At 70.8% G+C, this 23,094-nt stretch carries 21 protein-coding genes; 10 read left to right on the top strand and 11 right to left on the bottom strand.

What is annotated here, in order from left to right; all coding sequences use genetic code 11:
• Positions 1–249 precede the first annotated feature (249 nt).
• Positions 250–2,727, bottom strand: a complete 2,478-nt coding sequence (locus STRVI_RS03530; RefSeq protein WP_106685612.1) for a DUF6049 family protein — start codon at positions 2,725–2,727, stop codon at positions 250–252.
• A 423-nt stretch (positions 2,728–3,150) separates the two neighbouring features.
• A complete protein-coding gene (locus STRVI_RS03525) occupies positions 3,151–4,308 on the bottom strand; it encodes a rod shape-determining protein (RefSeq protein WP_014054239.1) in 1,158 nt (385 codons plus the stop codon).
• Positions 4,309–4,397: 89 nt separating this feature from the next.
• Here STRVI_RS03525 and STRVI_RS03520 point away from each other — a divergent pair, with 89 nt between their 5' ends.
• Entirely contained in the window at positions 4,398–4,841 is a 444-nt protein-coding gene (locus STRVI_RS03520) for a hypothetical protein (RefSeq protein WP_014054238.1), read from the top strand.
• Between the two features lie 210 nt (positions 4,842–5,051).
• Positions 5,052–5,765, top strand: a complete 714-nt coding sequence (locus tag STRVI_RS03515) for a hypothetical protein (RefSeq protein WP_014054237.1) — start codon at positions 5,052–5,054, stop codon at positions 5,763–5,765.
• Between the two features lie 105 nt (positions 5,766–5,870).
• Here the strand turns inward: STRVI_RS03515 and STRVI_RS03510 are convergent, their stop codons facing one another.
• The 4 genes from STRVI_RS03510 to STRVI_RS03495 all read right to left on the bottom strand — a co-directional run bounded on the left by STRVI_RS03510 (position 5,871) and on the right by STRVI_RS03495 (position 10,256).
• Positions 5,871–6,998, bottom strand: a complete 1,128-nt coding sequence (locus STRVI_RS03510; protein ID WP_014054236.1) for a GuaB3 family IMP dehydrogenase-related protein — start codon at positions 6,996–6,998, stop codon at positions 5,871–5,873.
• Between the two features lie 84 nt (positions 6,999–7,082).
• The gene (gene guaB, locus STRVI_RS03505; RefSeq protein WP_014054235.1) at positions 7,083–8,585 is read right to left on the bottom strand and encodes an IMP dehydrogenase; all 1,503 of its coding nucleotides are present in this window, start codon (positions 8,583–8,585) and stop codon (positions 7,083–7,085) included.
• Between the two features lie 157 nt (positions 8,586–8,742).
• Positions 8,743–9,354: a sigma-70 family RNA polymerase sigma factor gene (locus STRVI_RS03500; protein WP_014054234.1), complete on the bottom strand. Its 612-nt coding sequence runs from the start codon at positions 9,352–9,354 to the stop codon at positions 8,743–8,745.
• Between the two features lie 290 nt (positions 9,355–9,644).
• A complete protein-coding gene (locus tag STRVI_RS03495) occupies positions 9,645–10,256 on the bottom strand; it encodes a response regulator transcription factor (RefSeq protein WP_003948568.1) in 612 nt (203 codons plus the stop codon).
• A 408-nt stretch (positions 10,257–10,664) separates the two neighbouring features.
• On the opposite strand from STRVI_RS03495, the gene STRVI_RS03490 reads away from it, so the two are divergent.
• Complete coding sequence (locus tag STRVI_RS03490) at positions 10,665–10,979, top strand: WhiB family transcriptional regulator (protein WP_014054233.1); 315 nt, start codon at positions 10,665–10,667, stop codon at positions 10,977–10,979.
• 70 nt (positions 10,980–11,049) lie between these two features.
• Here STRVI_RS03490 and STRVI_RS03485 read toward each other — a convergent pair whose 3' ends face one another.
• The gene (locus STRVI_RS03485; RefSeq protein WP_043235356.1) at positions 11,050–11,952 is read right to left on the bottom strand and encodes a LysR family transcriptional regulator; all 903 of its coding nucleotides are present in this window, start codon (positions 11,950–11,952) and stop codon (positions 11,050–11,052) included.
• 81 nt (positions 11,953–12,033) lie between these two features.
• On the opposite strand from STRVI_RS03485, the gene STRVI_RS03480 reads away from it, so the two are divergent.
• Entirely contained in the window at positions 12,034–12,702 is a 669-nt protein-coding gene (locus STRVI_RS03480) for an MOSC domain-containing protein (RefSeq protein ID WP_014054231.1), read from the top strand.
• 83 nt (positions 12,703–12,785) lie between these two features.
• Entirely contained in the window at positions 12,786–13,559 is a 774-nt protein-coding gene (locus STRVI_RS03475) for an SDR family NAD(P)-dependent oxidoreductase (protein ID WP_014054230.1), read from the top strand.
• 359 nt (positions 13,560–13,918) lie between these two features.
• Here STRVI_RS03475 and groL read toward each other — a convergent pair whose 3' ends face one another.
• From groL to STRVI_RS54005, 3 genes are all read right to left on the bottom strand, one after another.
• Entirely contained in the window at positions 13,919–15,544 is a 1,626-nt protein-coding gene (gene groL, locus STRVI_RS03470) for a chaperonin GroEL (protein WP_014054229.1), read from the bottom strand.
• Between the two features lie 91 nt (positions 15,545–15,635).
• Entirely contained in the window at positions 15,636–15,944 is a 309-nt protein-coding gene (groES, locus tag STRVI_RS03465; RefSeq protein ID WP_014054228.1) for a co-chaperone GroES, read from the bottom strand.
• 313 nt (positions 15,945–16,257) lie between these two features.
• Positions 16,258–17,361, bottom strand: coding sequence for a polysaccharide deacetylase family protein (locus STRVI_RS54005; RefSeq protein ID WP_014054227.1), 1,104 nt, complete (start codon positions 17,359–17,361; stop codon positions 16,258–16,260).
• A gap of 44 nt (positions 17,362–17,405) precedes the next feature.
• Here STRVI_RS54005 and STRVI_RS03455 point away from each other — a divergent pair, with 44 nt between their 5' ends.
• Together STRVI_RS03455 and STRVI_RS03450 are read left to right on the top strand one after the other, a co-directional pair.
• Positions 17,406–18,587: a class I SAM-dependent methyltransferase gene (locus STRVI_RS03455; protein WP_014054226.1), complete on the top strand. Its 1,182-nt coding sequence runs from the start codon at positions 17,406–17,408 to the stop codon at positions 18,585–18,587.
• 320 nt (positions 18,588–18,907) lie between these two features.
• On the top strand, positions 18,908–20,317 hold the full coding sequence (locus tag STRVI_RS03450) for an acyltransferase (RefSeq protein ID WP_014054225.1): 1,410 nt from the start codon (positions 18,908–18,910) through the stop codon (positions 20,315–20,317).
• Between the two features lie 59 nt (positions 20,318–20,376).
• Here the strand turns inward: STRVI_RS03450 and STRVI_RS03445 are convergent, their stop codons facing one another.
• Positions 20,377–20,847, bottom strand: coding sequence for an ATP-binding protein (locus tag STRVI_RS03445; RefSeq protein ID WP_014054224.1), 471 nt, complete (start codon positions 20,845–20,847; stop codon positions 20,377–20,379).
• A 189-nt stretch (positions 20,848–21,036) separates the two neighbouring features.
• Between STRVI_RS03445 and STRVI_RS03440 the strand changes: the two genes are divergently transcribed.
• The 3 genes from STRVI_RS03440 to STRVI_RS03430 all read left to right on the top strand — a co-directional run bounded on the left by STRVI_RS03440 (position 21,037) and on the right by STRVI_RS03430 (position 23,030).
• Entirely contained in the window at positions 21,037–21,888 is an 852-nt protein-coding gene (locus tag STRVI_RS03440) for a Scr1 family TA system antitoxin-like transcriptional regulator (RefSeq protein ID WP_014054223.1), read from the top strand.
• A gap of 10 nt (positions 21,889–21,898) precedes the next feature.
• A complete protein-coding gene (locus tag STRVI_RS03435) occupies positions 21,899–22,111 on the top strand; it encodes a DUF397 domain-containing protein (protein ID WP_014054222.1) in 213 nt (70 codons plus the stop codon).
• Between the two features lie 82 nt (positions 22,112–22,193).
• Positions 22,194–23,030 (top strand): arylamine N-acetyltransferase family protein, encoded by an 837-nt coding sequence (locus tag STRVI_RS03430; RefSeq protein ID WP_043235354.1) that lies wholly within the window; start codon positions 22,194–22,196, stop codon positions 23,028–23,030.
• Positions 23,031–23,094: the final 64 nt, after the last annotated feature.

Genomic DNA, 23,094 nt, shown 5'->3' with positions numbered 1-23,094 from the left:
CGGGGGTCATGAAGCACGCAGGTCATGAGGCGCGGGGGTCATGAAGCGCGCAGGTCATGAGGCGCGGCGGCTTCGAGGCCCCCGCCGCCCCTGAGACCCGCCGGATCTGAGCCCCGCTGGCTCCGAGCCCCGCTGGCTCCGAGACCGGCTGGCTCCGAGACCGGCTGGCTCCGAGACCCGCTGGCTCCGAGACCCGCTGGCTCCGACGCCCCTGAGGGCCACTTGCTCCGGCTCCGCCTCGCCCCGCTGTCAACGACGCCCCGCACGCCGCGCACGCCCCGCACGCCGCGGCCGGAACGCGGCCGCCAGCACGATCAGCGCCGTCCCGCCCAGCACGAAGATCACCGCGCCCGACGGCACCGACCGCACATTCGCCGTGAACGTCATCGGCGCGCCCCAGGGCAGTCCGTCGGCGGTGGTGTAGAGCTGGGCGGTCAGCCGCACCGGGCCGTTCGCGTACGCCTTCACCCGGATCCGCACCGTACGGCTCACCGCCCGTGACGCCCGGACCGGCATCGCGCGGTCCCGGGCGTTCAGCCGCTCGGGGCGGCTGGAGAGGACCCGCAGCTCCACCCCGGTGAGGTCCTGCTGCAGCCCGTTGTCGACGGTGACCGGGATGGTCGCCGAGCCCCCGGCCACCACCACCATGGACTTCGGCACCAGCCGCACCGACGCGATCGATGCGGTCAGATAGCGGGACACCCCCCGCTGGTACGAGGCCGCGCCCGACGGGTCGGCGCGCCAGGCGGTCGCGACGGAGCGGGCCAGCGCGGCCCGGACGGACGCGGCCGTGGCCCGCGCGTCCGACAGCACCTTGGCCAGCGCGCGCATCCGCCGCCGGTCCCGGACCACCGCCGCGAGCCGGGCGGGCGGCAGCTCGGAGGCGTGCCGGGCGAGCGGATAGCCGTCGAAGCCCCGCAGCCGCCCCGCCGTGGGCTTGCGCAGCGCGGCCGTGAACCCGGCCGGTTCCAGCCACCCCGCCTTCCGGCCCTCGGCCACCACCGTGAGCAGCACCCGGGCGACCGCGAGCGGCATCCGGCGCGGGGGCACCATCACCAGCTCGCGCCGGGCGTACGGCAGCTCCCGCGCGGCCGTCAGCGTCTCGGCCAGCAGCCGCTGCCGCAGCAGCAGCCGGGCGGGCTCGCCGGAGGCACCCGCGGCCGGGTGGCTCGCGAAGAGCTGGGCGGCGATCGCCGCGTCGTAGCGCAGCGCGGTGGTCCCGCCCTCGAGCGAGACGGCGCCGTCGTCGGTGGCCCCTTCGGAGACCAGCTCGCCCTCGGAGGCCACCCCGGCGCCGGAGGCGAGCACCGTGTCCAGGCCGAGCTCCTTGGCGTACCGGGCGATCCCGTCGTCCAGCTCACCGCCCGCGGGCCAGCCCACACCGGTACGTGCGCGGACGCCCAGCGCCCGGTCCACCACGCTGCGGCCGGTGTGGGAGGCCCGCCGCAGCAGACTCGCGAGCGGGGCGCCGCCGCCGCGGGCGAGCGAGGCCAGATCCGGGTCCGCGTACGGCAGCGCGATCACCTCCCGGCCCCGGACCGCCCTGCGGAGCGCGGCCAGCCAGTCCGCCGCCGCCTCGCCGCCCTCCCCCTCGGTGGCCTCCTGCGGATCGCTGTCGCCGGGCGTACGGGCCACCCGGTACCCGGCCGCCATGGCCCGCGCCTGGACGATCAGATCCGGATCGAGGACCCAGGTGACCGGCTGTCCCTTGCCCATCTCCACCAGCCGCCGCAACCGGCCGCCCGGCCCGAAGGCGGCGGTCAGCTCGTCGTCGCGGAAAACGGGCAGCACGCTGTCCTGGGTGCGCAGGGTCAGCGCCTCCATCCGCGGGATGTCGAGGACCGGCCACAGCACGGTGGTGCGCAGCGGCTCCAGCCGCGTGGCGTCGGGGTAGGCGGACAGATGGGCGCGGGTCAGCCCGAGCACCGTCCCGGCGCCGGGACCGCCCTCGCGGACGACGTCCACGGTGAGCGCGTACGCCCCGGCGTCGTCCAGCTCCAGGTCGGGGACGGGCACGGTGAGCCGGAAGCCGCGCTCGGCGCCGGTCGGCAGCGCGGCGAGACGGGCCGTGCGGCCGGGCACCTCGGGGCCGTCGGCCCGGGTCAGAGGCGCGCGGCGGGCCACGGCGGAGAGCCCGCCGCGGGTGTCGATCGCGCCGGACGCGCCGATCCGCACCCCGATATGCGCGGGGCCGAGACGCCGCCCGGAGGTATTGGTGACCCGCCCGGTGATCCTCAGGTCGCCACCCTGGCGGATCACCGCGGGGGTGAGGGAGGCCAGTTCGACGGACACGGGGTACGACCGCGAGTGGCTCTGTGCCGGGGTGACGCCGTACGACCGCGAGGGGCTCTGCGCCGCGGTGACGCCATACGCCCGCGACCGGCCCTGCGCTGTCGTGACGCCGTACGAACGCGACGGGCCCTGCGCCGCGGTGACGCCGTACGCCCGCGACCGGCCCTGCGCCGCGGTGACGCCGTACGCCCGCGACCGGCCCTGCGCCGCGGTGACGCCATACGCCCGCGACCGGCCCTGCGCCGCGGTGACGCCATACGTCCCGCGGCCGGGCGCCGGGCCCACGGCCTCGGCGGACCCGGTGGGCGTCACCGGTACGGAAGTGATCGCGACCAGGATCGTGGTGACGGTCGCGACGACCGCCCGCCCGTACGTCCCGCCGCACCCCACGACCACCACCTCGACGCCCGCGTCTGCCGTCCGCCCGCGCCGCACGGGACCGACGCGGTGTCACCAGCCCACCACGCCGGGGACGATGCCGCACTCTCAAGACCCCCGCCCCGGGGAGGGGCCTTGGTGGACCGCGGCCCTGGAAGCCCCTGCGGGCCCGCCCCGGGGCGTCTCACCGGCACGGCGCGGCCCGAGGCATCACGCCAGCACCGCACGGCCCGAGACGTCACACCCGCACGAGGTGGCCCCGGGGCATCACACCCGTACGGTGCGATCCCGAGGCTGTGCCCCGAGGCATCACGCCAGCACCGCACGGCCCGAGACGTCACACCCGCACGATGCGATCCCGGGGCGTCAGCCACACAGTGTCCGGCCCGCGGAGGGTCACCTGCACGGCGCGGCCCGGAAGCCTCGCACCCACGCGGCGCGGCCCGAACCCTCACACCCACACGGCGCAGCCCCGAAGCATCACACCCGCACCGTGTCCGGCCGGCGAGGCCGTGCGTCCATCGCGGTGCGCAGTGAGGCGAAGTCCTCCACACAGCGGCCGGTGCCGATGGCGACACAGTCCAGCGGGTCGTCGGCCACCAGCACCGGGATGTTCAGCTCGCGCCCCAGCCGTACGTCCAGGCCACGCAACAGGGCACCGCCGCCGGTCAGCACGATGCCGCGGTCCATGATGTCGCCCGCCAGCTCGGGCGGGGTCTCGTCGAGCGTGGACCGCACCGCCGCGACGATGCTGTCCACCGGCTCGGAGAGGGCGTGCCGTACCTCGTCCGCGGTCAGTTCGAGCACCTTGGGCAGCCCGGTCGCCTGGTCGCGGCCGCGGATGGTGCAGCGGTCCGGCGGCAGCAGCGCCTGGGTGTCCTCGGGGTCCTCGCTCTGGCCCGGGATGAACACCTCGACATTCCGCTCGGGCCGCCGGACGGCCTCCGACACCCGGGGCACGGACAGCGACCCGGCGGGCGAGGCGGATCCGATGGAGACCTTGATCTCCTCGGCGGTCCGCTCACCGATCGCCAGCGCGTACTGCTTCTTCACATAGGAGGTGATCGCCACGTCCATGGAGTCGCCCGCGGTACGCACCGACCGCGCCGTGACGATGCCGCCCAGCGAGACCACGGCGACCTCCGTCGTACCGCCGCCGATGTCGACGACCATGCAGCCGGTCGGCTCGCTCACCGGCAGTCCCGCCCCGATCGCCGCCGCGATGGGCTCCTCGACCAGATGCACCTGACGCGCCCCGGCCTGGGTGGCGGCCTCCATCACCGCGCGCCGCTCAACGCCCGTGATCCCGGAGGGCACGCAGACGACCACACGGGGACGGGCGAGCCGGCGGCTGCCCATCACCTTCTTGATGAAGTACCGCAGCATGCGCTCGGCGATCTCGAAATCGGCGATCACGCCATCGCGCAGCGGTCGCACGGCGACGATGTTCGCCGGCGTCCGCCCCATGGTCTCCTTGGCCGCCGTGCCCACCGACAGCACACTGCCGTCGGCTGTGTTCACTGCCACAACCGACGGCTCATTGAGCACGATGCCCCTGCCCCGTACGTACACCAGTGTGTTGGCGGTGCCGAGGTCGATACCCATGTCACGCCCATTGAACGACTTGTTCTGCGCCATAAGTTGACATTATTGCTTATGCCGGATTCTGTCCCGGCACTGATGTCATTCGCACCACCGTACGGCTATGCCACTGCTACCTTGCGGTCATGATCGCGTCCGCACCTTCCGCAGCTCAGGCCCCACGACCGGCCCGTGGTCTCGCGGCGGGCATCGCGGCGGCGCTGCTCGGGGCGCTGGTCTTCGGCTTCATCCAGGGGAAAATCGGCCACCGCGGCCAGGAGGTCGGCTACTGGGCGCTGTGCATCGGGCTGTTGACCGGCGCCGCGCTGGGCAAGCTGGGCGGCCGCGCGCCGCTACTGGCACTCATCGGCATACCGCTCGCGGTGGCAGGCGTCTCGCTGGCGCAACTGCTCGGCGTCGCGGTGCTGATGGGGGACGAAAGCTCCTGGCCCACCACGGACACCCTGATCGGGCACTTCGGCCTGGTCATGGACCACTGGCGCGCTGACATCCTGGGGCGCAACGACATCACCTTCTACGCCGTGGCCGGCGCGGAGAGTTACCTCGTCGCGAAGCGGATCACCGAGTAGCGGCCGACGAAATCCGCATATGCCGGGCCAGCGTGTCTCCGTCCGGTCCCAGCCATGTCACGGACGACAGACACGACTTGTCTGATTGTCATGCCTGCCTGTTACTTTTATGGCTCGATAGTTTCCACCCGCGTTCCCAGCCCGCAGCCGCTCATCAGCTCGACTGTCCCCGGAACGCGGTCTCAACACCTTCATCCTCGGGGGAATTCCATGAGCCAGAACTGGCAGCAGCCACAGCAGCCGGGTGGCTACCCACAGCAGCCCGGCGGTTACCCGCAGCAGCCCGCCCCGCCTCAGCAGGCCGGTGGCTACGGCACCCCGCAGCCGGGCTACGGCTACCCGCAGGGGCAGCCCCAGCAGCCGCAGCAGCCCCAGCAGCAGTACGGCGGCGGCTTCCCGCCGCCCGCGCCGCCGGTCGGCCGTCCGGGCAACCCGATGCTGGCGGTGGGTGCCGCCATCGTGGCCACTCTCGTCGGCGCGTTCCTCTACGCGTTCCTGCTGAGCGCGATGGCGGACACGGACGGCCCGGAGGTGAAGGTCACGCAGTTCGCCTATGCCGGCGTGATCGTGGGTGCCCTCATCGGCTTTCTTGTTGCCAAGTTCGGCGGCCGGAACCCGGCGCTCTGGGTGGTCGGCGCGGTTCTGGCCCTGGCCGCAGTGTTCCTGGGCGAGCTCTACGGCTACGCCATGATCATGAGCGATCTCCTGGACAAGAATGCGGACCAGTTGCAGTCCATCGGCATGAAGCCGATGTCCGCGTCTGAGATCTTCTTCCAGCATTTCAACACCCCCCTGGTCAAGGGCATGCCGGGTGGCGGACTGTTCGACGGCTGGAAGGACGACTCCGACGCCATGACCTACATTTTCATGGCACTCGCGCCAGTCGCCGCAGTCAGCACCGCCTACCGCATCAGCAACCGCTGACCCCACGCGCGACGCGCGCACGGCGACACAAGAGAGATAAAGGAAGGCCCCGACCGCGATGCGGTCGGGGCCTTCCCCTTGCTGAAGAACAGCCGTGCAGCAGGCTCAGCTCTTGTCGCGGGCCGACGGGGCGACCGTGACCTCGACCCGCTGGAACTCCTTCAGCTCCGAGTAGCCGGTCGTGGCCATGGCCCGGCGCAGCGCACCGAAGAAGTTCATCGAACCGTCGGGGATGGAGGAGGGGCCGAGGAGGATCTCCTCGGTGGAGCCCACCGTGCCCAGGTTCATCCGCTTGCCGCGCGGCACCTCGTCGTGCACGGCCTCCATGCCCCAGTGGTGACCGCGGCCCGGTGCGTCCGTGGCCCGCGCCAGCGGGGAGCCCATCATCACCGCGTCCGCGCCGCAGGCGACGGCCTTCGGCAGATCGCCGCTCCAGCCGACGCCGCCATCGGCGATCACATGCACATAGCGGCCGCCGGACTCGTCCATGTAATCCCGGCGGGCGGCGGCGACATCGGCGACCGCCGTCGCCATCGGCACCTGGATGCCCAGCACATTGCGGGTGGTGTGCGCGGCGCCGCCGCCGAAGCCCACCAGCACACCGGCGGCGCCGGTGCGCATCAGATGCAGCGCGGCCGTGTAGGTGGCGCAGCCGCCCACGATCACCGGAACATCCAGCTCATAGATGAACTGCTTGAGGTTGAGCGGCTCGGCGGCGCCGGAGACATGCTCGGCGGAGACCGTGGTGCCGCGGATCACGAAGATGTCGACGCCCGCGTCCACCACGGCCTTGGAGAACTGCGCCGTGCGCTGCGGGGACAGGGCGGCGGCGGTCACCACGCCCGCGTCCCGCACCTCCTTCAGGCGCTGGCCGATCAGCTCCTCCTTGATCGGCTCGGCGTAGATCTCCTGCATCCGGGTGGTCGCGGTGCGCTCGTCCAGCTCGGCGATCTCCGCCAGCAGCGGCTCCGGGTCCTCGTAACGGGTCCAGAGCCCTTCCAGGTTCAGCACCCCGAGGCCGCCGAGCTCACCGATGCGGATCGCGGTGCGGGGCGAGACCACGGAGTCCATCGGCGCGGCCAGGAACGGCAGCTCGAAGCGGTAGGCATCGATCTGCCAGGCGATCGAGACCTCCTTGGGGTCCCGGGTGCGACGACTCGGCACAACGGCGATGTCGTCGAACGCGTACGCCCTGCGGCCGCGCTTGCCGCGCCCGATCTCGATCTCAGTCACGTGGGTGCCTTTCCCTGTTCACGAACAGCCGTCCCAGTATCCCTGCCCGGACCTGCGCAGGGTCGCCCGGGTGAACGGCGCGGGTCAACGGCCGGAGTAGTTCGGCGCCTCGGTGGTCATCTGGATGTCGTGCGGGTGGCTCTCCTTGAGACCCGCCGAGGTGATCCGCACGAAGCGGCCCTTCTCCTTCAGCTCCGCCACATTGGCCGAGCCGACATAACCCATCGACGCCCGCAGACCGCCCACCAGCTGGTGCGCGACCGAGGCCAGCGGACCGCGGTAGGGCACCTGGCCCTCGATGCCCTCGGGGACCAGCTTGTCCTCGGAGAGCACGTTGTCCTGGAAGTAGCGGTCCTTGGAGAACGAGCGGGCCTGGCCGCGCGTCTGCATCGCGCCCAGCGAACCCATGCCCCGGTAGGACTTGAACTGCTTACCGCTGATGAAGACCATCTCGCCCGGCGACTCCTCGCAGCCGGCCAGCAGGCTGCCGAGCATCACCGTGTCCGCACCGGCGGCGATGGCCTTGGCGATATCGCCCGAGTACTGCAGGCCGCCGTCGCCGATCAGCGGCACCCCGGCCGCATGGCAGGCCCGCGCCGCTTCGTAGATCGCCGTCACCTGCGGCACGCCGATGCCCGCGACCACGCGCGTGGTGCAGATGGAGCCCGGGCCGACGCCGACCTTCACCCCGTCCACACCCGCGTCGATCAGCGCCTGGGCGCCGTCCCGGGTGGCGACATTGCCGCCCACCACATCGACCGAGATATTGGACTTGACCTTGGCGATCATGTCGAGGATGCCCCGGCTGTGGCCGTGCGCGCTGTCCACGACCAGGAAGTCGGCGCCGGCCTCGACCAGCGCCTGCGCCCGCTCGTACGCCTCGTCGCCGACGCCGACGGCGGCACCGACGACCAGCCGGCCGCCCGCGTCCTTCGCCGCGTGGGGATACTTCTCCGCCTTCACGAAGTCCTTGACCGTGATCAGGCCCTTGAGCACGCCCGCGTCATCGACCAGCGGCAGCTTCTCGATCTTGTGGCGGCGCAGCAACTGCATCGCGTCCTCGCCGGAGATCCCCACCTTGCCGGTGACCAGCGGCATCGGGGTCATGACCTCGCGGACCTGGCGGCCCCGGTCGACCTCGAAGGCCATGTCACGGTTGGTGACGATGCCGAGCAGCTTGCCCACCGCGTCCGTGACCGGCACACCGCTGATGCGGAACTTCGCGCACAGCGCGTCCGCCTCGTGCAGCGTGGCGTCCGGCCGGACCGTGATCGGGTCGGTGACCATGCCGGACTCGGAGCGCTTGACCAGGTCGACCTGGTTGGCCTGGTCCTCGATGGACAGATTGCGGTGGAGCACGCCCACCCCGCCCTGCCGGGCCATGGCGATGGCCATCCGGGACTCGGTGACCTTGTCCATGGCGGCGGACAGCAGGGGCACATTCACCCGGACATTCCGAGAGACCCTGGACGAGGTGTCGACCGCGTTCGGCAGCACCTCGGAGGCGCCCGGCAGCAGCAGCACGTCGTCGTACGTCAGCCCGAGCATGGCGAACTTCTCAGGCACTCCGTCGACGTTGTCAGTCATGACACCCTTCCAAATGGTCTTGCCCCAGCGCGGACTCCCATGCTAACGGGCTCCCCGAGTGCCTCATTCCGCCTTGTGGATAACTTCTCAGTGAGCTGCTGAACGCGGAAGGCACAACGAGGTAACGAGCGCGACCGGGGACCGGCAGGCCCTCGGCTCACTGCTCGGCGAGCGCGCGCAGCCTGCTCAGGGCCCGGTGCTGGGCGACCCGCACCGCTCCGGGGGACATGCCGAGCATCTGCCCGGTCTCCTCCGCCGTCAGCCCGACCGCGACCCTCAGCAGCACCAGCTCGCGCTGGTGCTCCGGGAGGTTGGCCAGGAGCTTCTTGGCCCATTCCGCGTCGCTGCTGAGCAGCGCCCGCTCCTCGGGCCCCAGCGAATCGTCCGGCTGCTCCGGCATCTCGTCCGAGGGGACGGCCGTGGAGCCCGGGTGGCGCATGGCGGCCCGCTGCAGATCGGCGACCTTATGGGAGGCGATGGCCACGACGAACGCCTCGAAGGGCTTTCCGGTGTCGCGGTAGCGCGGCAGCGCGCACAGCACCGCGAGACAGACCTCCTGCGCCAGGTCGTCCACGAAGTGGCGGGCATCACCCGGAAGTCGGGACAGCCTCGTGCGGCAGTACCGCAGGGCCAGCGGATGGACCAGGGCCAGCAGGTCATGAGTGGCCTGCTCGTCCCCTTCGACGGCGCGCCCGACGAGGGCGCCGATCGGCCCCGTGCCCCCGGGAGCGCCCTTGGCGGCTCCTGGGTTCTCGTCGTCGCGCGGCATCCATCCATGGTGCCTCGGGCCCGGTGGCTCTGTGGCACCGCGTCCGTAGTTGTGCGCTGAAGCGTTATGAGCAGGTGCGCCGGCTGTCGTCACGTCCTGCGCTCTCCCCTCACGCCCGACCGACTCGTCCCCGAGGAACTCCACACCTTCAAGGATGCGGCATAGCGCGGGGAACTGGTACAGGCCACCGCGACAGGGCCCGCCGCGCACGCTCTCGCCCCGCCCGCCGCCCGGCGGGCGGGGACCGTAGCGCCCCCGCTGCGCAGCACGTCAGAACGGTCGTGGCCGAGTCAGCGGACCAGACCCCAGCGGAACCCGAGGGCCACCGCATGGGCCCGGTCGGACGCGCCGAGCTTCTTGAACAGCCGGCGTGCATGCGTCTTGACCGTGTCCTCGGACAGGAACAGCTCACGGCCGATCTCCGCATTGGAGCGGCCGTGGCTCATGCCCTCGAGCACCTGGATCTCCCGCGCGGTGAGGGTGGGCGCGGCGCCCATCTCGGCCGAGCGCAACCGGCGCGGGGCCAGCCGCCAGGTGGGGTCGGCGAGCGCCTGTGTCACGGTGGCGCGCAGCTCGGCGCGCGAGGCGTCCTTGTGCAGATAGCCACGGGCGCCGGCGGCCACGGCCAGCGCGACGCCGTCGAGGTCCTCGGCGACCGTGAGCATGATGATCCGGGCGCCCGGGTCGGCGGAGAGCAGCCGCCGCACGGTCTCGACCCCGCCGAGACCGGGCATCCGTACGTCCATCAGAATCAGATCCGAGCGGTCGGCGCCCCAGCGGCGGAGGACTTCCTCGCCGTTGGCCGCCGTCGTCACACGCTCGACGCCGGGCACGGTCGCCACCGCACGGCGCAGCGCCTCTCGGGCAAGCGGGGAGTCGTCGCAGACGAGGACGGATGTCATGGCCGTCCTCCGCAGCTGATGCGCGTCACCTTGAGCCTCCAGGCTGGTACATATCGTCACCTGAGCGATTGACAGCCCCGGATATCTGTCCGAGAGCTTCACTCATCAACCGCCTCCGCACTCTCAACGACGGTCACCCGAAAGAGTTACGGGGTTCGGCGGCCACCTTCGACACTCTACGTGAGGGCGCGGACACGGAGCAGCTTCGTCGCACAGGTCGCGCCCTTCGCGTCTCCCCCATAGGGCAGCCCCCGAGGCAGTCCCTTCGGTGGCATTTGGCGACCTTGCTTCCAATTTGCCGGTCTGTGTGGCTAGATTCGCAATGAGTCATATTTACATCTACTTACACCGTAGGTGTACGACCCAGGACGCAGCGTCCGCAGCCGATCGCATCGAGGAGATAAGGCAATGGCAGATTTCTCCCGTCTTCCCGGCCCGAATGCCGACCTGTGGGACTGGCAGCTCCTGGCCGCGTGTCGCGGGGTCGACAGCTCGCTCTTCTTCCACCCGGAGGGGGAGCGCGGCGCTGCCCGCAGCGCACGCGAGATGTCGGCGAAAGAGGTGTGCATGCGCTGCCCGGTACGAGCGCAGTGCGCCGCGCACGCCCTCGCCGTACGCGAGCCTTACGGAGTGTGGGGCGGACTGACCGAGGACGAGCGCGAGGAGCTCATGGGGCGGGCACGCCACCGAGCGGTCGCCGGCACCGGGGCCCCCGGATCCTGATCGGAGCCCGGTCGCAGCCAATCGAAGAAACGTTCCTTCTGCCACCACCCGGTGCGCGAGTGCCCGGCGCTCATCTGCGGGCCGCCTGCTCCAGCCGGTCCAGCGTCGCCGCCACCGCCGGGACGCGGGCGAGGTCGGGCAGGGTCAGCGCCACCACTTCCCGGCGCACCGCAGGTTCGACCTCCAGCGTCGTGGCACCCTTGGCCCGTACGGACTCCAGCGCCAGCTCGGGCAGCACCGCGACCCCCAGCCCGGCCCCGACCAGGCCGATGACCGTCGGATAGTCGTCCGTCGCGAAGTCGATCCGCGGCGTGAACCCCTCGGATTCGCACACCTCCACCAGATGGCCCCGGCAGCGCGGACAGCCCGCGATCCACGGCTCCCCGGCCAGCTCGGCGATCCCCACCGCCCCGGCGCCCGCGAGCTTGTGCCCCTCCGGCACCACGCCCACCAGCCGGTCGTTCAGCAGCGGCCGCAGGACCAGATCGTCCCACTCACCCGAAGCCTCCTCGCTCATCTGCGGATACCGGAAGGCCAGCGCGATCTCGCAGTCGCCCGAGCGCAGCATCTCCACCGAGCCCGGCGGCTCGGCCTCCACCAGCGAGACCCGGGTCCCCGGATGCGCCGCGCGCATCTCGGCGAGCGCCATGGGCACCAGGGTCGAGCTGCCGCTGGGGAAGGACACCAGCCGCACCCGGCCCGCCCGCAGCCCGGCGATCGCCGCGACCTCCTCCTCGGCGGCGGTCAGCCCGGCCAGGATCCCGGTGGCATGCCGCACCAGCGCCCGGCCCGCCTCGGTCAGCCGCATCTCCCGCCCGCTGCGGATCAGCAACGGAGTGCCCGCGGCGCCCTCCAGGGCCTTCATCTGCTGGCTGACGGCGGGCTGGGTGCAGCCCAGCTCACGGGCGGCGGCGGAGAAGGAACCGGTGGCGGCCACCGCGCGCAGCACCCTGAGATGGCGGGCCTCGATCATGCCTCCGAGCATAAGCGGCCCTTGGGGATGGGTCGGGATATTACGTCGACGCTTTGACCGCACTGCCCTACGGTGCGGGTCATGCTGCAAACTCCAGCCGTTCTCACGGTGAATCTGGGCCGCGCGACGCCGACCGATTACACCGACTGGCCCACCGGCACCGGTATCGACAAGCGGCCCGTCGAGCGCCCGGTACGGGTCGCGGCCCCGGGGCCGAAGGGCCAGGGCGCCGGCGGTCTGTCCGGTGACACGGTCTGCGACACCCGCCACCACGGCGGCGACGACCAGGCCGTCTACGCCTACGCCCGGGAGGACCTCGACGTCTGGCAACAGGAGCTGGGCCGCGAGCTGGCCAACGGCGTCTTCGGCGAGAACCTCACCACCAGCGGCATCGACGTCAGCGGCGCCCTCATCGGCGAGCGCTGGCGGGTGGGGAGCGAGCTGCTGCTGGAGGTGACGTCACCGCGCATCCCCTGCCGTACGTTCGCGGGGTGGCTGGGCGAGCGGGGATGGGTCAAGCGGTTCACCCAGGCCGCCGTCCCCGGGGCGTATCTGCGAGTGCTCGAACCCGGCGAGATCCGCTCGGGTGACCCCGTCGAGATCGTGCACCGGCCCGACCACGAGGTGACGGTCGCCTTCCTCTTCCGCGCCGAGACCACGGAGCGGGAGCTGCTGCCGAGGGTGCTGGTGGCGGGCGACGCACTGCATCCGGAGGCGCGGGAGGCCGCCCTCAAGTACCGGTCCCGCTGACGGAAGTGTTCATTCCGGCCCAGATCGCTCACGGTCCCGCTCGGCGGTCCGCCGGGGCCTGCCGCGGCCGATAACGTGCGCGTATGACGACTGCATTGATTACCGGAACCACCGCGGGCATCGGGGCCGCCTTCGCGGGCCGGCTCGCCGCCGACGGGCACAATCTGGTGCTCGTCGCACGCGACGAGAAGCGGCTGCGGGAGCAGGCGGCGGATCTGCACGACCGGCACGGCGTGGAGGCCGACGTGCTGGTGGCGGATCTGTCCGAGGATGACGGAATCGCTGCGGTCGAGGACCGGCTCCGGGACCGCACCCACCCGGTCGATCTGCTCGTCAACAACGCCGGTTTCGGTAACCGCGACCGCTATCTGGAGGTGCCGATCACCGATGAGCTGCGGATGCTGAAGCTGCATTGCGAGGCGGTGCTGCGGCTGACCAGCGCGGGCGCCGAAACGATGCGCAGCCGCGGCCGCGGCGGAGTGATCAACGTGGCCTCGATCGCGGCCTTCTTCCCGCGCGGCACCTACGGGGCGAGCAAGGCGTGGGTCGTGCAGTTCACACAGGGCGCGGCGAAGGACCTGGCGAGCGCGGGCGTACGGCTGATGGCGCTGTGCCCGGGGTTCGTCCGTACGGAGTTCCACGCGCGAGCGGGAATCAGGCGGGAGAGTGTGCCGAGCTGGATGTGGCTGGACGCGGACCGACTGGTCACGGCGGCCCTGAAGGACTTCGCCCGAGGCAAGTCGCTGTCCATCCCGGACCCGCGCTACAAGGCGATGACAAGCCTGGCCAAACTGGCCCCACGCTCGGCCATCTCCACCCTCTCCTCCAAGGTCGGCCGCCCCCCGGCCAAGGCATGACCCTCCCGGGATTACCCGCGCCCCCGGGCCGAACACGAGACGAACAGGCGCCCGGGGCCACCGGCGAGTGCGGACCGTGGGCGCCTCCGGCGGACAGCCCCCACCCCGCCCCTTCCCGAAAGAGGGGGCTCCGCCCCCTCACCCCGCCGGGGCTCCGCTCCTCAAACGCCGGAGGGGCTGAATTCACTCCGGCGGGCAGGCCGTAAATATGCGGTCCAGGACGCCGCACCGGAGGCCCCGCCCCCGCCACCCACCACACAACCGACCGCGCACCCGCCGCGGAACGAACAGCGAAGGCGCGGCCGCCCCAGGGCGGCCGCGCCTTCGGCACAGCAGAGCGACGCGCAAACGCAAGTGCGTCAGTGCGAGTGACCGTGGCCGTGGCCCCCGGCGCCAGCCTCTTCCTCGGCCGGCTTCTCCACCACCAGCGTCTCGGTGGTGAGCAGCAGCGAGGCGATCGACGCCGCGTTCTCCAGCGCGGAGCGGGTGACCTTGACCGGGTCGATGACGCCGGCCTTCACCAGGTCGCCGTACTCCTCGGTGGCCGCGTTGTAGCCGTGGCCCTTCTGGAGCTCGGCGACCTTCGAGGTGATGACGTAGCCCTCGAGACCGGCGTTCTCGGCGATCCAGCGCAGCGGCTCGACCGCGGCGCGGCGGACGACCGCGACACCGGTGGCCTCGTCGCCCTCCAGGCCCAGGCTGTTCTCCAGCACCTTCGCGGCGTGGACCAGCGCGGAGCCACCACCGGAGACGATGCCCTCCTCGACCGCGGCGCGGGTCGCGGAGATGGCGTCCTCCAGGCGGTGCTTCTTCTCCTTGAGCTCGACCTCGGTGGCCGCGCCCACGCGGATCACGCACACGCCGCCGGCCAGCTTCGCGAGCCGCTCCTGCAGCTTCTCGCGGTCCCAGTCGGAGTCCGTGGCCTCGATCTCGGCCTTGATCTGGTTGATGCGGCCGGCGACCTCGTCCGCCTTGCCGCCACCGTCGACGATCGTGGTGTCGTCCTTGGTGACGGTCACGCGGCGGGCGGTGCCCAGCACGTCCAGGCCGACCTGGTCCAGCTTGAGGCCGACCTCTTCGGCGATGACGGTGCCGCCCGTAAGGGCGGCGATGTCGCCGAGCATGGCCTTACGGCGGTCACCGAAGCCCGGGGCCTTCACCGCGACGGCGTTGAAGGTGCCGCGGATCTTGTTGACGACGAGGGTCGAGAGGGCCTCGCCCTCCACGTCCTCGGCGATGATCAGCAGCGGCTTGCTGGCGTTGGCCTGGATGATCTTCTCCAGGAGCGGCAGCAGGTCCTGGATCGAGGCGATCTTGCCCTGGTGGATCAGGATGTACGGGTCCTCGAGGACGGCCTCCATCCGCTCCTGGTCGGTGACCATGTACGGCGAGAGGTAGCCCTTGTCGAAGGCCATGCCCTCGGTGAAGTCGAGCTCCAGACCGAAGGTGTTGGACTCCTCGACGGTGATGACACCGTCCTTGCCGACCTTGTCCATCGCCTCGGCGATCAGCTCGCCGACCTGCTTGTCCTGCGCGGACAGCGCGGCCACGGCGGCGATGTCGGACTTCTCGTCGATGGGGCGGGCGGTGGCCAGCAGGTCGTCCGAGACGGCCTTGACCGCCGCGTCGATGCCCTTCTTGAGGGCGGCCGGGGAGGCGCCGGCGGCCACGTTCTTCAGGCCCTCGCGGACCAGGGCCTGGGCCAGCACGGTCGCGGTGGTGGTGCCGTCACCCGCGATGTCGTTGGTCTTGGTCGCCACCTCCTTGACGAGCTGGGCGCCCAGGTTCTCGTACGGGTCCTCGACCTCGACCTCGCGGGCGATCGTGACACCGTCGTTGGTGATGGTCGGAGCACCGAACTTCTTGTCGATGACGACGTTGCGACCACGGGGGCCGATCGTCACCTTGACGGTGTCCGCAAGCTTGTTGACGCCGCGCTCGAGGGCGCGACGGGCGTCCTCATCGAACTTCAGGATCTTCGCCATGAGTTGCGTATGTCCTCTCAAACGAACCGCGCCCCGACCCCGGCTTCAGACGCGGGCACCGGGGCGCGGCTCATAGGCAAAACTTCGGTGATTACTTCTCGACGATCGCGAGGACGTCGCGAGCCGAGAGGACGAGGTACTCCTCGCCGCTGTACTTCACCTCGGTGCCGCCGTACTTGCTGTAGAGCACGACGTCACCGACGGAGACGTCGAGCGGAAGGCGCTTGCCGTCCTCGAAGCGGCCCGGGCCCACGGCCAGGACGACGCCCTCCTGGGGCTTTTCCTTGGCGGTGTCCGGAATGACCAGGCCTGAGGCCGTGGTCTGCTCGGCGTCGAGCGGCTGGACCACAATGCGGTCCTCGAGCGGCTTGATGGCAACCTTGGAGCTGGTGGTCGTCACGATCCGACCTCCCCCTTCGGAGATCTCACGGGGTTAACTGTCTGAGGTGGCGACCAGGTAAATCCGTCGTCGCGGGTGCCGGACCTGCCCGTCGCTGTATCCCTGGCACTCATCGGTCCCGAGTGCCAGCCTCGACATTATGACGCGGTTAGCACTCAGTCAACTAGAGTGCCAAGCGACGTGGTGTCGGCCCCCGCTCGCCACCTCATCACCGCCTTACGGCCGCCACGCTCCGGGGCCGCGGGCACTCCGCGCGGCCCCGCCCCGCTCCAGAGCCCCAGGCCGTCTTCGCAGCCCCTCCCCGCAGGCGCCGTCACACATAGTCCTCCAGCCGCCCGATCGTGAACCCCTGGGCCTGGATCGCCCGCACCAGCCCTGTGATCCAGTCGGTCATCGACTGCCCCTCCAACTGCTCCGGCCCCCGGAAGTGCGCGAGGATGATGTCCCCCGGCAGCAGATGGTCGCCGGAGCGGTAGGCCAGCCCGTGGGTCTCCATCTCGGCGCGCCACAGCACCACCGTCCGCGCCCCGCAGAAGCCCGCCGCCCGCAGCGTCGTCTCGTCGTACTCCCCGAAAGGGGGACGGAAGAGGCGCGGGGCTTGACCGAAGTGGTCCCACAGGTTGTCCCGCTGGCCGCAGATCTCCCGCACCTGGTCGTCATAGGCCATACCGGCCAGGCTGGGATGGGTGAGGGTGTGGTTCTCCATGGGGTTGCCGAGCCGGCGTAGCCGGTCGAAGTAGTCGTAGTGGTCCCCGATCACGTTGTCGGTAAGGAACCCGGTGAACGGCAGCCCGAGCTCGCGAGCCTGCTCCACGAAGCGCGGATCCTTCTCGATCCCGTCGTCGATCGTCACGAAGACCACCCGCTGGTCGGTCGGCACCTGCCGCACGATCGGCGGCAGCCCCCACTGCTGCGGCCCCGACCGCCCGAGCGCGGGCTTGACGGCGGGCGGGGCCGGAGGCCGCTCCAGCGGCCGGTCCAGCCCCCAGCGGCGGTAGGCGTCGGAGGCGCCCATCGGGGCCGAGTGCGGCAGTGCGGAGCCCGTGCCGGACGGCCCCGCGGCCGGCGGGGAGGCGGACGCCGAGGCGTCACCGGAGCCCGACGGCCCGTCCGGGAACGCGCCGTCCCGGGCCTCGCCCTCGTACCCCTCGTACACCGGCCCGGACAACGCCGGTGGCCGCCGCTCCGGCTCCCGTCCGGACGGCGGCTGCGAGGACGACGGCGGGTCGTCCAGCCGGGAGGCGAGGGAGGCCGGCGGCATGGGAGCACCATGACGGGAGCCGGTGTGCGGCTCGGTGGCGGCGCCGAGGGATCCGCAGGCCGTGAGCACGGCTGCCGCGCCGACGAGAACCAGACAGCGAGGAAATCCAGTCTTGATCATCATCACATAAGTGATCTTCGGTCCAGAGGCGCGCATCTGCGCGCCGTACGCGGGCGAATGCGCTCGCGGGAGCGGGGAGAATGGGCCATGTGGACGTTGACGCCTTCGACTCACTGCTCGGCGACGAGGGGCAGGCGCTGCTCTCCGGGCTCCGCGACTACGACCCGGCGAAGGAGCTCGCCACCGCGACGCGGCTGCGCCGGGACCACCCCCCGGCGCTGGTCTCGGCGGCCCTGACCCAGGCCACGCTGCGGCAGCGGGCGGTGGCCAAATTCGGCCCCGAGGACGCGCACCGCATGTACTTCACGCCGAACGGCGTCGAGCAGTCCACCCGCACCTCCGTCGCGGCGTACCGCGCCGCCCGCTTCGCGGAGTTCGGCGTCCGCCGCATGGCCGATCTGTGCTGCGGCATCGGCGGCGACGCGATCGCGCTCGCCCGTACCGGGATCTCCGTACTCGCCGTCGATCGCGACCCGCTGACCTGCGCCGTCGCCCGCGCCAACGCCCAGGCGCTCGGCCTGGCCGAGCTCATCGAGATCCGCTGCGCCGATGTCACCGACATCGACACCCGGCCCTTCGACGCGGTCTTCGTCGACCCGGCCCGGCGCGGCGGCCGGGGCCGCGTCTTCGACCCCGAGGCGTACTCCCCGCCCCTCTCCTGGGCCATCGAGGCCGCCCGCACCACCCCGCGCGCCGCCCTCAAGATCGCCCCCGGCGTGCCGCACGAGGCGGTCCCCGAGGACGCGGAGGCCGAGTGGATCTCGGACCACGGCCAGGTGAAGGAGGCCGTCCTGTGGTTCGGCACCGCCCGCCCCGGGCTGCGCCGCGCCACCCTTCTGCCGAGCGCCCACTCCCTCATCGGCACCCCGCACCTCCCCGCCCCCGAGCCCGGCCCGGTCGGCCGCTGGCTCTACGAGCCGGACGGGGCCGTCATCCGCGCCCATCTCGTCGCCGATGTCGCGGCCCGCGTCGGCGGCCGGCTGATCGACCCGACGATCGCCTACATCACGACGGACGAGCTGCGCCCGACGCCGTTCGCCACCGCGTACGAGATCACGGATGTGCTGCCGTTCAACCTGAAGAGGCTCAAGGCGCTGCTGCGGGAGCGGGAGGTCGGCATCGCGACCATCAAGAAGCGCGGTTCGGCGGTCGAGCCGGAGCAGCTCCGCAAGAAGCTCCGGCTCGAGGGCGGGAACGCCTGCACCATCGTGCTGACGCGCTCGAAGGGCTCCCCCACGATGCTCCTGGGGCACCCGGCTTAGGGTCTGTCGTCAAAGGGGGCGCCCGGCCGCGAGCGGCGGCTGGTGCGGTCGATCGCAAGGCGGAGCGTCGCCCCCGTACTGGGCGTACTCGGGTGATGCGACAACGCGGCGAGCGGCCGTGCCAGGCGTCGGGAGCAGGGCGCCCCCTTTGACGGCAGGGCCTAACACGGCCACGACCGCCGAGAAAGATCGAGGCCGAACGGAAGGTGCGGAATTTCCCTAAACCCGGCTCCGGTGCATGAGGCCGCTCGCGACCGGGGCGTTAGGGTCGACGCGTCGACGCGACAGCGTGTTCGGTCCCGACGAAAGAGCGTGTGAGTATGACGGCATCCGCCACCGAGAGCGGCGCCAAGCGAACGTTCACCGTGCGCGCCGGAGAAGCGAGCGGTGACCGCCTACGGCTGAGCGTCTACGACATGCTCATCGGTCCGATCTATACACCGCGTGCCTTTTTCTATCGGGAGACGCTCGACGGCGAGGCGCTCCGCGCCTCCCTCACCAGGACATTGCGCAACTTCCCGATCCTTTCCGGCCGCATGAAGAGGGATTCCGACGGCGGTCTCAGTGTGCTCTGCGACGATGGCGGTGTGCGCTTCGTCGAGGCATACGCATCCGAGCCCATGCCGGACTACGGGCCTCGGCATACGGCGAAAAAGGGGCTGGAGCGCCATCTCAGTCACGCCATGCCGTTCTGGGTGGTTGACCACGATACGCCGCTTTTCACGGTGAAACTCACCCATATGAAGGGCGGGGGCTCCATCCTGGGCCTCACGATGAACCACGCCGTGGCCGACGGGTCCAGCTATATGAGCTTCCTGGAGAGCTGGGTGAACGAGCACCGGGGCCTCGGATACGCCAAACCCAGCCACGACCGCGGCGTCATCGACACGCTCGGCGCCTTGGCCACAGGTGACACCCGTACGGGCGGCGCCCATCTCACGGTCACCGGGCGAGGCCAGAAGGCCGCCTTCATCGGCCGCACCGTGATGGGCAGCCTCGGCAATGTGACGACGGTGACCACCCGCTTCACTGCCACCGAACTGGCCACCATGAAGGACACCGCGATGGCCGACCTCGCGGGCACGGAGCGGTGGGTGTCGACCAATGACGCGCTGACCGCCCATCTGTGGAAAGTGCTCGGCGAATTGCGTGACCGCCCCGACGCGAGCGAGGAAAGGCTCGGCCTCATCGCCGACTTCCGTTCGTCCGCCGGCGAAGCCGTACCGGATGACTACTGGGGCAACGCCGTCACCAACACCCGGCCCGGAATGACCGCGGCCGAACTGCGCTCCCGTCCTCTCGGCGAGGTCGCCGCGGCGGTCCGCGCGGGCCATGCCATGAACACGGAGGAGAGGATCCGCGAGGAAACGGCATTCCTCTGCGCCGAACGCGATGCGGGACGCTTCAAGCGCGTCATGACCACCATGGCCCTGGACGCGTTCGACGGCACCATCGCGATCAACAACTGGTCGAAACTCCCCTTCTACCGCATCGATTTCGGCCAGGGCGCCCCCTTCTGGTACGACTTCACCTCGACCCCCATTCCCTCGACCGTGCACATAGCGCCGACCCCTGCCGACCAGAACGGCGCCCGCGATGTGCACATGGCCCTGCCCCGCACCCAGGTCCGAGCCCTTCGGGAGCCGTCCTGGGCGAGCCGGTTCCACCGTTACGCGGAGTCCGGCGAGACATTTCCGCTGACTTTCATGGACTCCAAAGCCAAGCGGTGAGGAAAGCCGAGCGGTGAGGAAAACGGTGCCGAAGGTCCCGCGACCATAAAACGCCGAGGTTAATCCTCGTCGCCCTCCGCCTTGCCCGCGAGTTCGAACCAGACCCCCTTCGCGTACGTCCCGACCGTGTCCCCCTCCGCCGTCCCCCACGCGTCGGCCAGGGCCGCCACCAGTCCGAGGCCGCGGCCGCGGAGACGATCGCCCTCGGGCAGGCGTGCCCCGGTGGGGAGTTCGGCGGAGGCGTCGTAGACCAGGACGCGGAAGCGCGGCGGCTCGATCACCACACGCAGCATCAGGGAGTCGCCCTCGGCGTGCAGAAACGCGTTGGTCGCCAGCTCCGAGGTGCACAGCGTCGCCGTGTCGACCAGTTCCTCCTGCCCCACGGAGTTCAGAACGCAGGCCACGAAGTCCCGGCAGACCTTGGGGGAGGTCGCGTGGCGGCTGCTCTGGAGGGTGTAGACGTACGGGTCCCTCGAGGGAACGGGCGGGCGGCGTGGGGGACGGTCGTCGGACTCGTGATCGGAATCCATGGGGCAACTCCCTGTGAGGGGGCCGACAGCGCGCGTACCGTTACGGCGATCAACGCGCAGTAGCGGAAACGACACCTACGGTAGAGGCCGTCACCTAACTAGTGCCACCAGATCGCCGAAATTAGTGAGTAGATAGACCCATTCGTGGCCACGCGCCACACTGGGTGACGACCCACGAGGAAGGCAGGCATGGCTTCGAGGACCACCATCACGGCACGTCAACGCCGACTTGGCACGGAGCTTCGGAGGATGCGCGAGCACGCGGGTCTCACCATCCAGGAAGCGGCCGACCGGCTGGGCACCAATCGCTCGCACGTCACCAACATGGAACTGGCCCGGTTCGGCGTCAGCGAAGAGCGCGTACGCACACTCGCCGCCAACTACGTCTGCCCGGACAAGGCATACGTCGACGCGCTGGTCGCGATGGCGACCGAGCGCAAGCGTGGGTGGTGGGAGGAGTACCGGGGGACGCTCGGCGCCGCCGGTCTCGATCTGGCGGAACTGGAGTACTTCGCCACGAGCCTGCGCGTCGTGGAGCTGATGCACATCCCCGGACTCCTGCAGACCGAGGACTACGCCCGGTCGGTACTGAGCACGGCCGTCCCCGGCTGGTCTCCCACGGAGCTCCGCCGAAGACTCTCCCACCGCATGAAACGCCGGGACATCCTGGACCTGGACGACCCGCCGCCCTGCACATTCATCATCCATGAGACGGCGCTCCGCGTACGGTTCGGCGATCAGCGCGTGATCCGCGCGCAGCTCGACAGCCTGCTGGAGTCCTCGGACCGCCCGAACGTCTCCGTTCGGGTCGTCCCGATCGGGGCCGGAGGATTCCACGTCGCCGGCATCTCCGTCACCTACGCCACAGGCCCCGTGCCGCAGTTGGATACCGTTCAACTCGACGTCGCGCAGGACGCGGCGTTCCTCGACGGGGAGTCCCAGCTTCTGAACTACCGGGCGGTCATGGACCGGACCGAAGAGCTGGCGTTGTCAGAGAAGGAGTCACGTGACTTCATCCGCGAGACCGTTCAACAGATGTGAGGGCGAAAGAATGTCCGAGGCCAACTGGCGCAAGTCTTCCTACTCCGGCGCGGGGGACGGAAACTCCTGCATAGAACTCGCCCTCATAGGCACGGCCGTCGCCCTCCGCGAGAGCGACGACCCCCGCACCGTCCTCGCCACGACCCCCGTGAAGCTGGGAGCCCTGCTCCGGTCCATCAAGGCGGGCCAGCTCGATCACCTCGCGGCGGCCCCGAAGGCCTAACGGACCTACGTCCAGGGGACCAGGTGCGCCCCCCACCATGAGCGGAGGCCGGTGCCGGGGCCGCGGCGTTACGGTCGGCGGTATGGAACCGACCCGCACCGACCTCGATCTTGACGCCTATCTGGCCCGTATCGGCTGGACCGGCGACCGGCGCCCCGTGCCCACCGCGGAGACGCTGCGGGCGGTGCATCGGGCACACCTCATGTCCATCCCGTTCGAAAACCTCGAGCCCGTCCTCGGCTCGGCCCCCTCCCTCGCCCTCCCCGACCTCGAGGCCAAGCTGGTCCGCGGTCGGCGCGGCGGTTACTGCTACGAGCACAACACGCTGCTGACCGCCGCCCTCACCGCCCTCGGCTTCGGCGTCACCGGCCTCTCCGGCCGGGTCCGGGTCGGAGCGGCCCCGGGGGCGGTCCGTCCGCGTACGCACATGCTGCTGCTGGTCGAGATCCCGGGCGAGGAGCGGCGTTATGTGGCCGATGTGGGCTTCGGCAGCATCGGCAGCCTCCTGGAGGCCGTGCCGCTCGTGGCCGGCACCGAGTTCCACGACGGCACCCGGCGCCATCGCTACGTCCGCGAGCCGTACCCCGGCGGGCTGGAGGACCTGTGGGTGTTCCAGGCGTTCCTCGACGGCTCCTGGCAGGACCAGTACGCCTTCACCCGGGAGCCCTGCCACGCGTCCGACTACGTGGTGATCAACTGGTACGTCGCCACCAGCCCGCGCTCGCCCTTCCAGCACAGCCTCTACGTCCAGCGCGCCACCCCGGACCGCCATCTCTCCCTGTCCGGGCGGACCCTCGTCGAGACCGGCTGCGACGGCACCCGTAAGGAGCGCCAACTCGCCGACAACGACGAGGTGCTGGGCGTTCTCGCGGCGGACTTTTGCATCGAATTGCCCCCGGACACGGTCCTGCCGGACTGACCTCCGGTAAGAAACTCCGGGTGGCTCTCCACACCGGCCCCGGTCATGGCACGATCATCCCGCG

Source organism: Streptomyces violaceusniger Tu 4113 (assembly GCF_000147815.2).
Classification (GTDB): domain Bacteria; phylum Actinomycetota; class Actinomycetes; order Streptomycetales; family Streptomycetaceae; genus Streptomyces; species Streptomyces violaceusniger_A.
This window is presented reverse-complemented; position numbering and strand designations above follow the sequence as displayed.

Bases quoted from the DNA above. Each gene is read 5' to 3' on its own strand.
- STRVI_RS03525 (WP_014054239.1), bottom strand. From the start codon at position 4,308: ATGGCGCAGAACAAGTCGTTCAATGGGCGTGACATGGGTATCGACCTC.
- STRVI_RS03520 (WP_014054238.1), top strand. From the start codon at position 4,398: ATGATCGCGTCCGCACCTTCCGCAGCTCAGGCCCCACGACCGGCCCGT.
- STRVI_RS03515 (WP_014054237.1), top strand. From the start codon at position 5,052: ATGAGCCAGAACTGGCAGCAGCCACAGCAGCCGGGTGGCTACCCACAG.
- guaB (WP_014054235.1), bottom strand. From the start codon at position 8,585: ATGACTGACAACGTCGACGGAGTGCCTGAGAAGTTCGCCATGCTCGGG.
- STRVI_RS03500 (WP_014054234.1), bottom strand. From the start codon at position 9,354: ATGCCGCGCGACGACGAGAACCCAGGAGCCGCCAAGGGCGCTCCCGGG.
- STRVI_RS03495 (WP_003948568.1), bottom strand. From the start codon at position 10,256: ATGACATCCGTCCTCGTCTGCGACGACTCCCCGCTTGCCCGAGAGGCG.
- STRVI_RS03490 (WP_014054233.1), top strand. From the start codon at position 10,665: ATGGCAGATTTCTCCCGTCTTCCCGGCCCGAATGCCGACCTGTGGGAC.
- STRVI_RS03485 (WP_043235356.1), bottom strand. From the start codon at position 11,952: ATGATCGAGGCCCGCCATCTCAGGGTGCTGCGCGCGGTGGCCGCCACC.
- STRVI_RS03480 (WP_014054231.1), top strand. From the start codon at position 12,034: ATGCTGCAAACTCCAGCCGTTCTCACGGTGAATCTGGGCCGCGCGACG.
- STRVI_RS03475 (WP_014054230.1), top strand. From the start codon at position 12,786: ATGACGACTGCATTGATTACCGGAACCACCGCGGGCATCGGGGCCGCC.
- groL (WP_014054229.1), bottom strand. From the start codon at position 15,544: ATGGCGAAGATCCTGAAGTTCGATGAGGACGCCCGTCGCGCCCTCGAG.
- STRVI_RS54005 (WP_014054227.1), bottom strand. From the start codon at position 17,361: ATGCGCGCCTCTGGACCGAAGATCACTTATGTGATGATGATCAAGACT.
- STRVI_RS03455 (WP_014054226.1), top strand. From the start codon at position 17,406: ATGGGCCATGTGGACGTTGACGCCTTCGACTCACTGCTCGGCGACGAG.
- STRVI_RS03450 (WP_014054225.1), top strand. From the start codon at position 18,908: ATGACGGCATCCGCCACCGAGAGCGGCGCCAAGCGAACGTTCACCGTG.
- STRVI_RS03445 (WP_014054224.1), bottom strand. From the start codon at position 20,847: ATGGATTCCGATCACGAGTCCGACGACCGTCCCCCACGCCGCCCGCCC.
- STRVI_RS03440 (WP_014054223.1), top strand. From the start codon at position 21,037: ATGGCTTCGAGGACCACCATCACGGCACGTCAACGCCGACTTGGCACG.
- STRVI_RS03435 (WP_014054222.1), top strand. From the start codon at position 21,899: ATGTCCGAGGCCAACTGGCGCAAGTCTTCCTACTCCGGCGCGGGGGAC.
- STRVI_RS03430 (WP_043235354.1), top strand. From the start codon at position 22,194: ATGGAACCGACCCGCACCGACCTCGATCTTGACGCCTATCTGGCCCGT.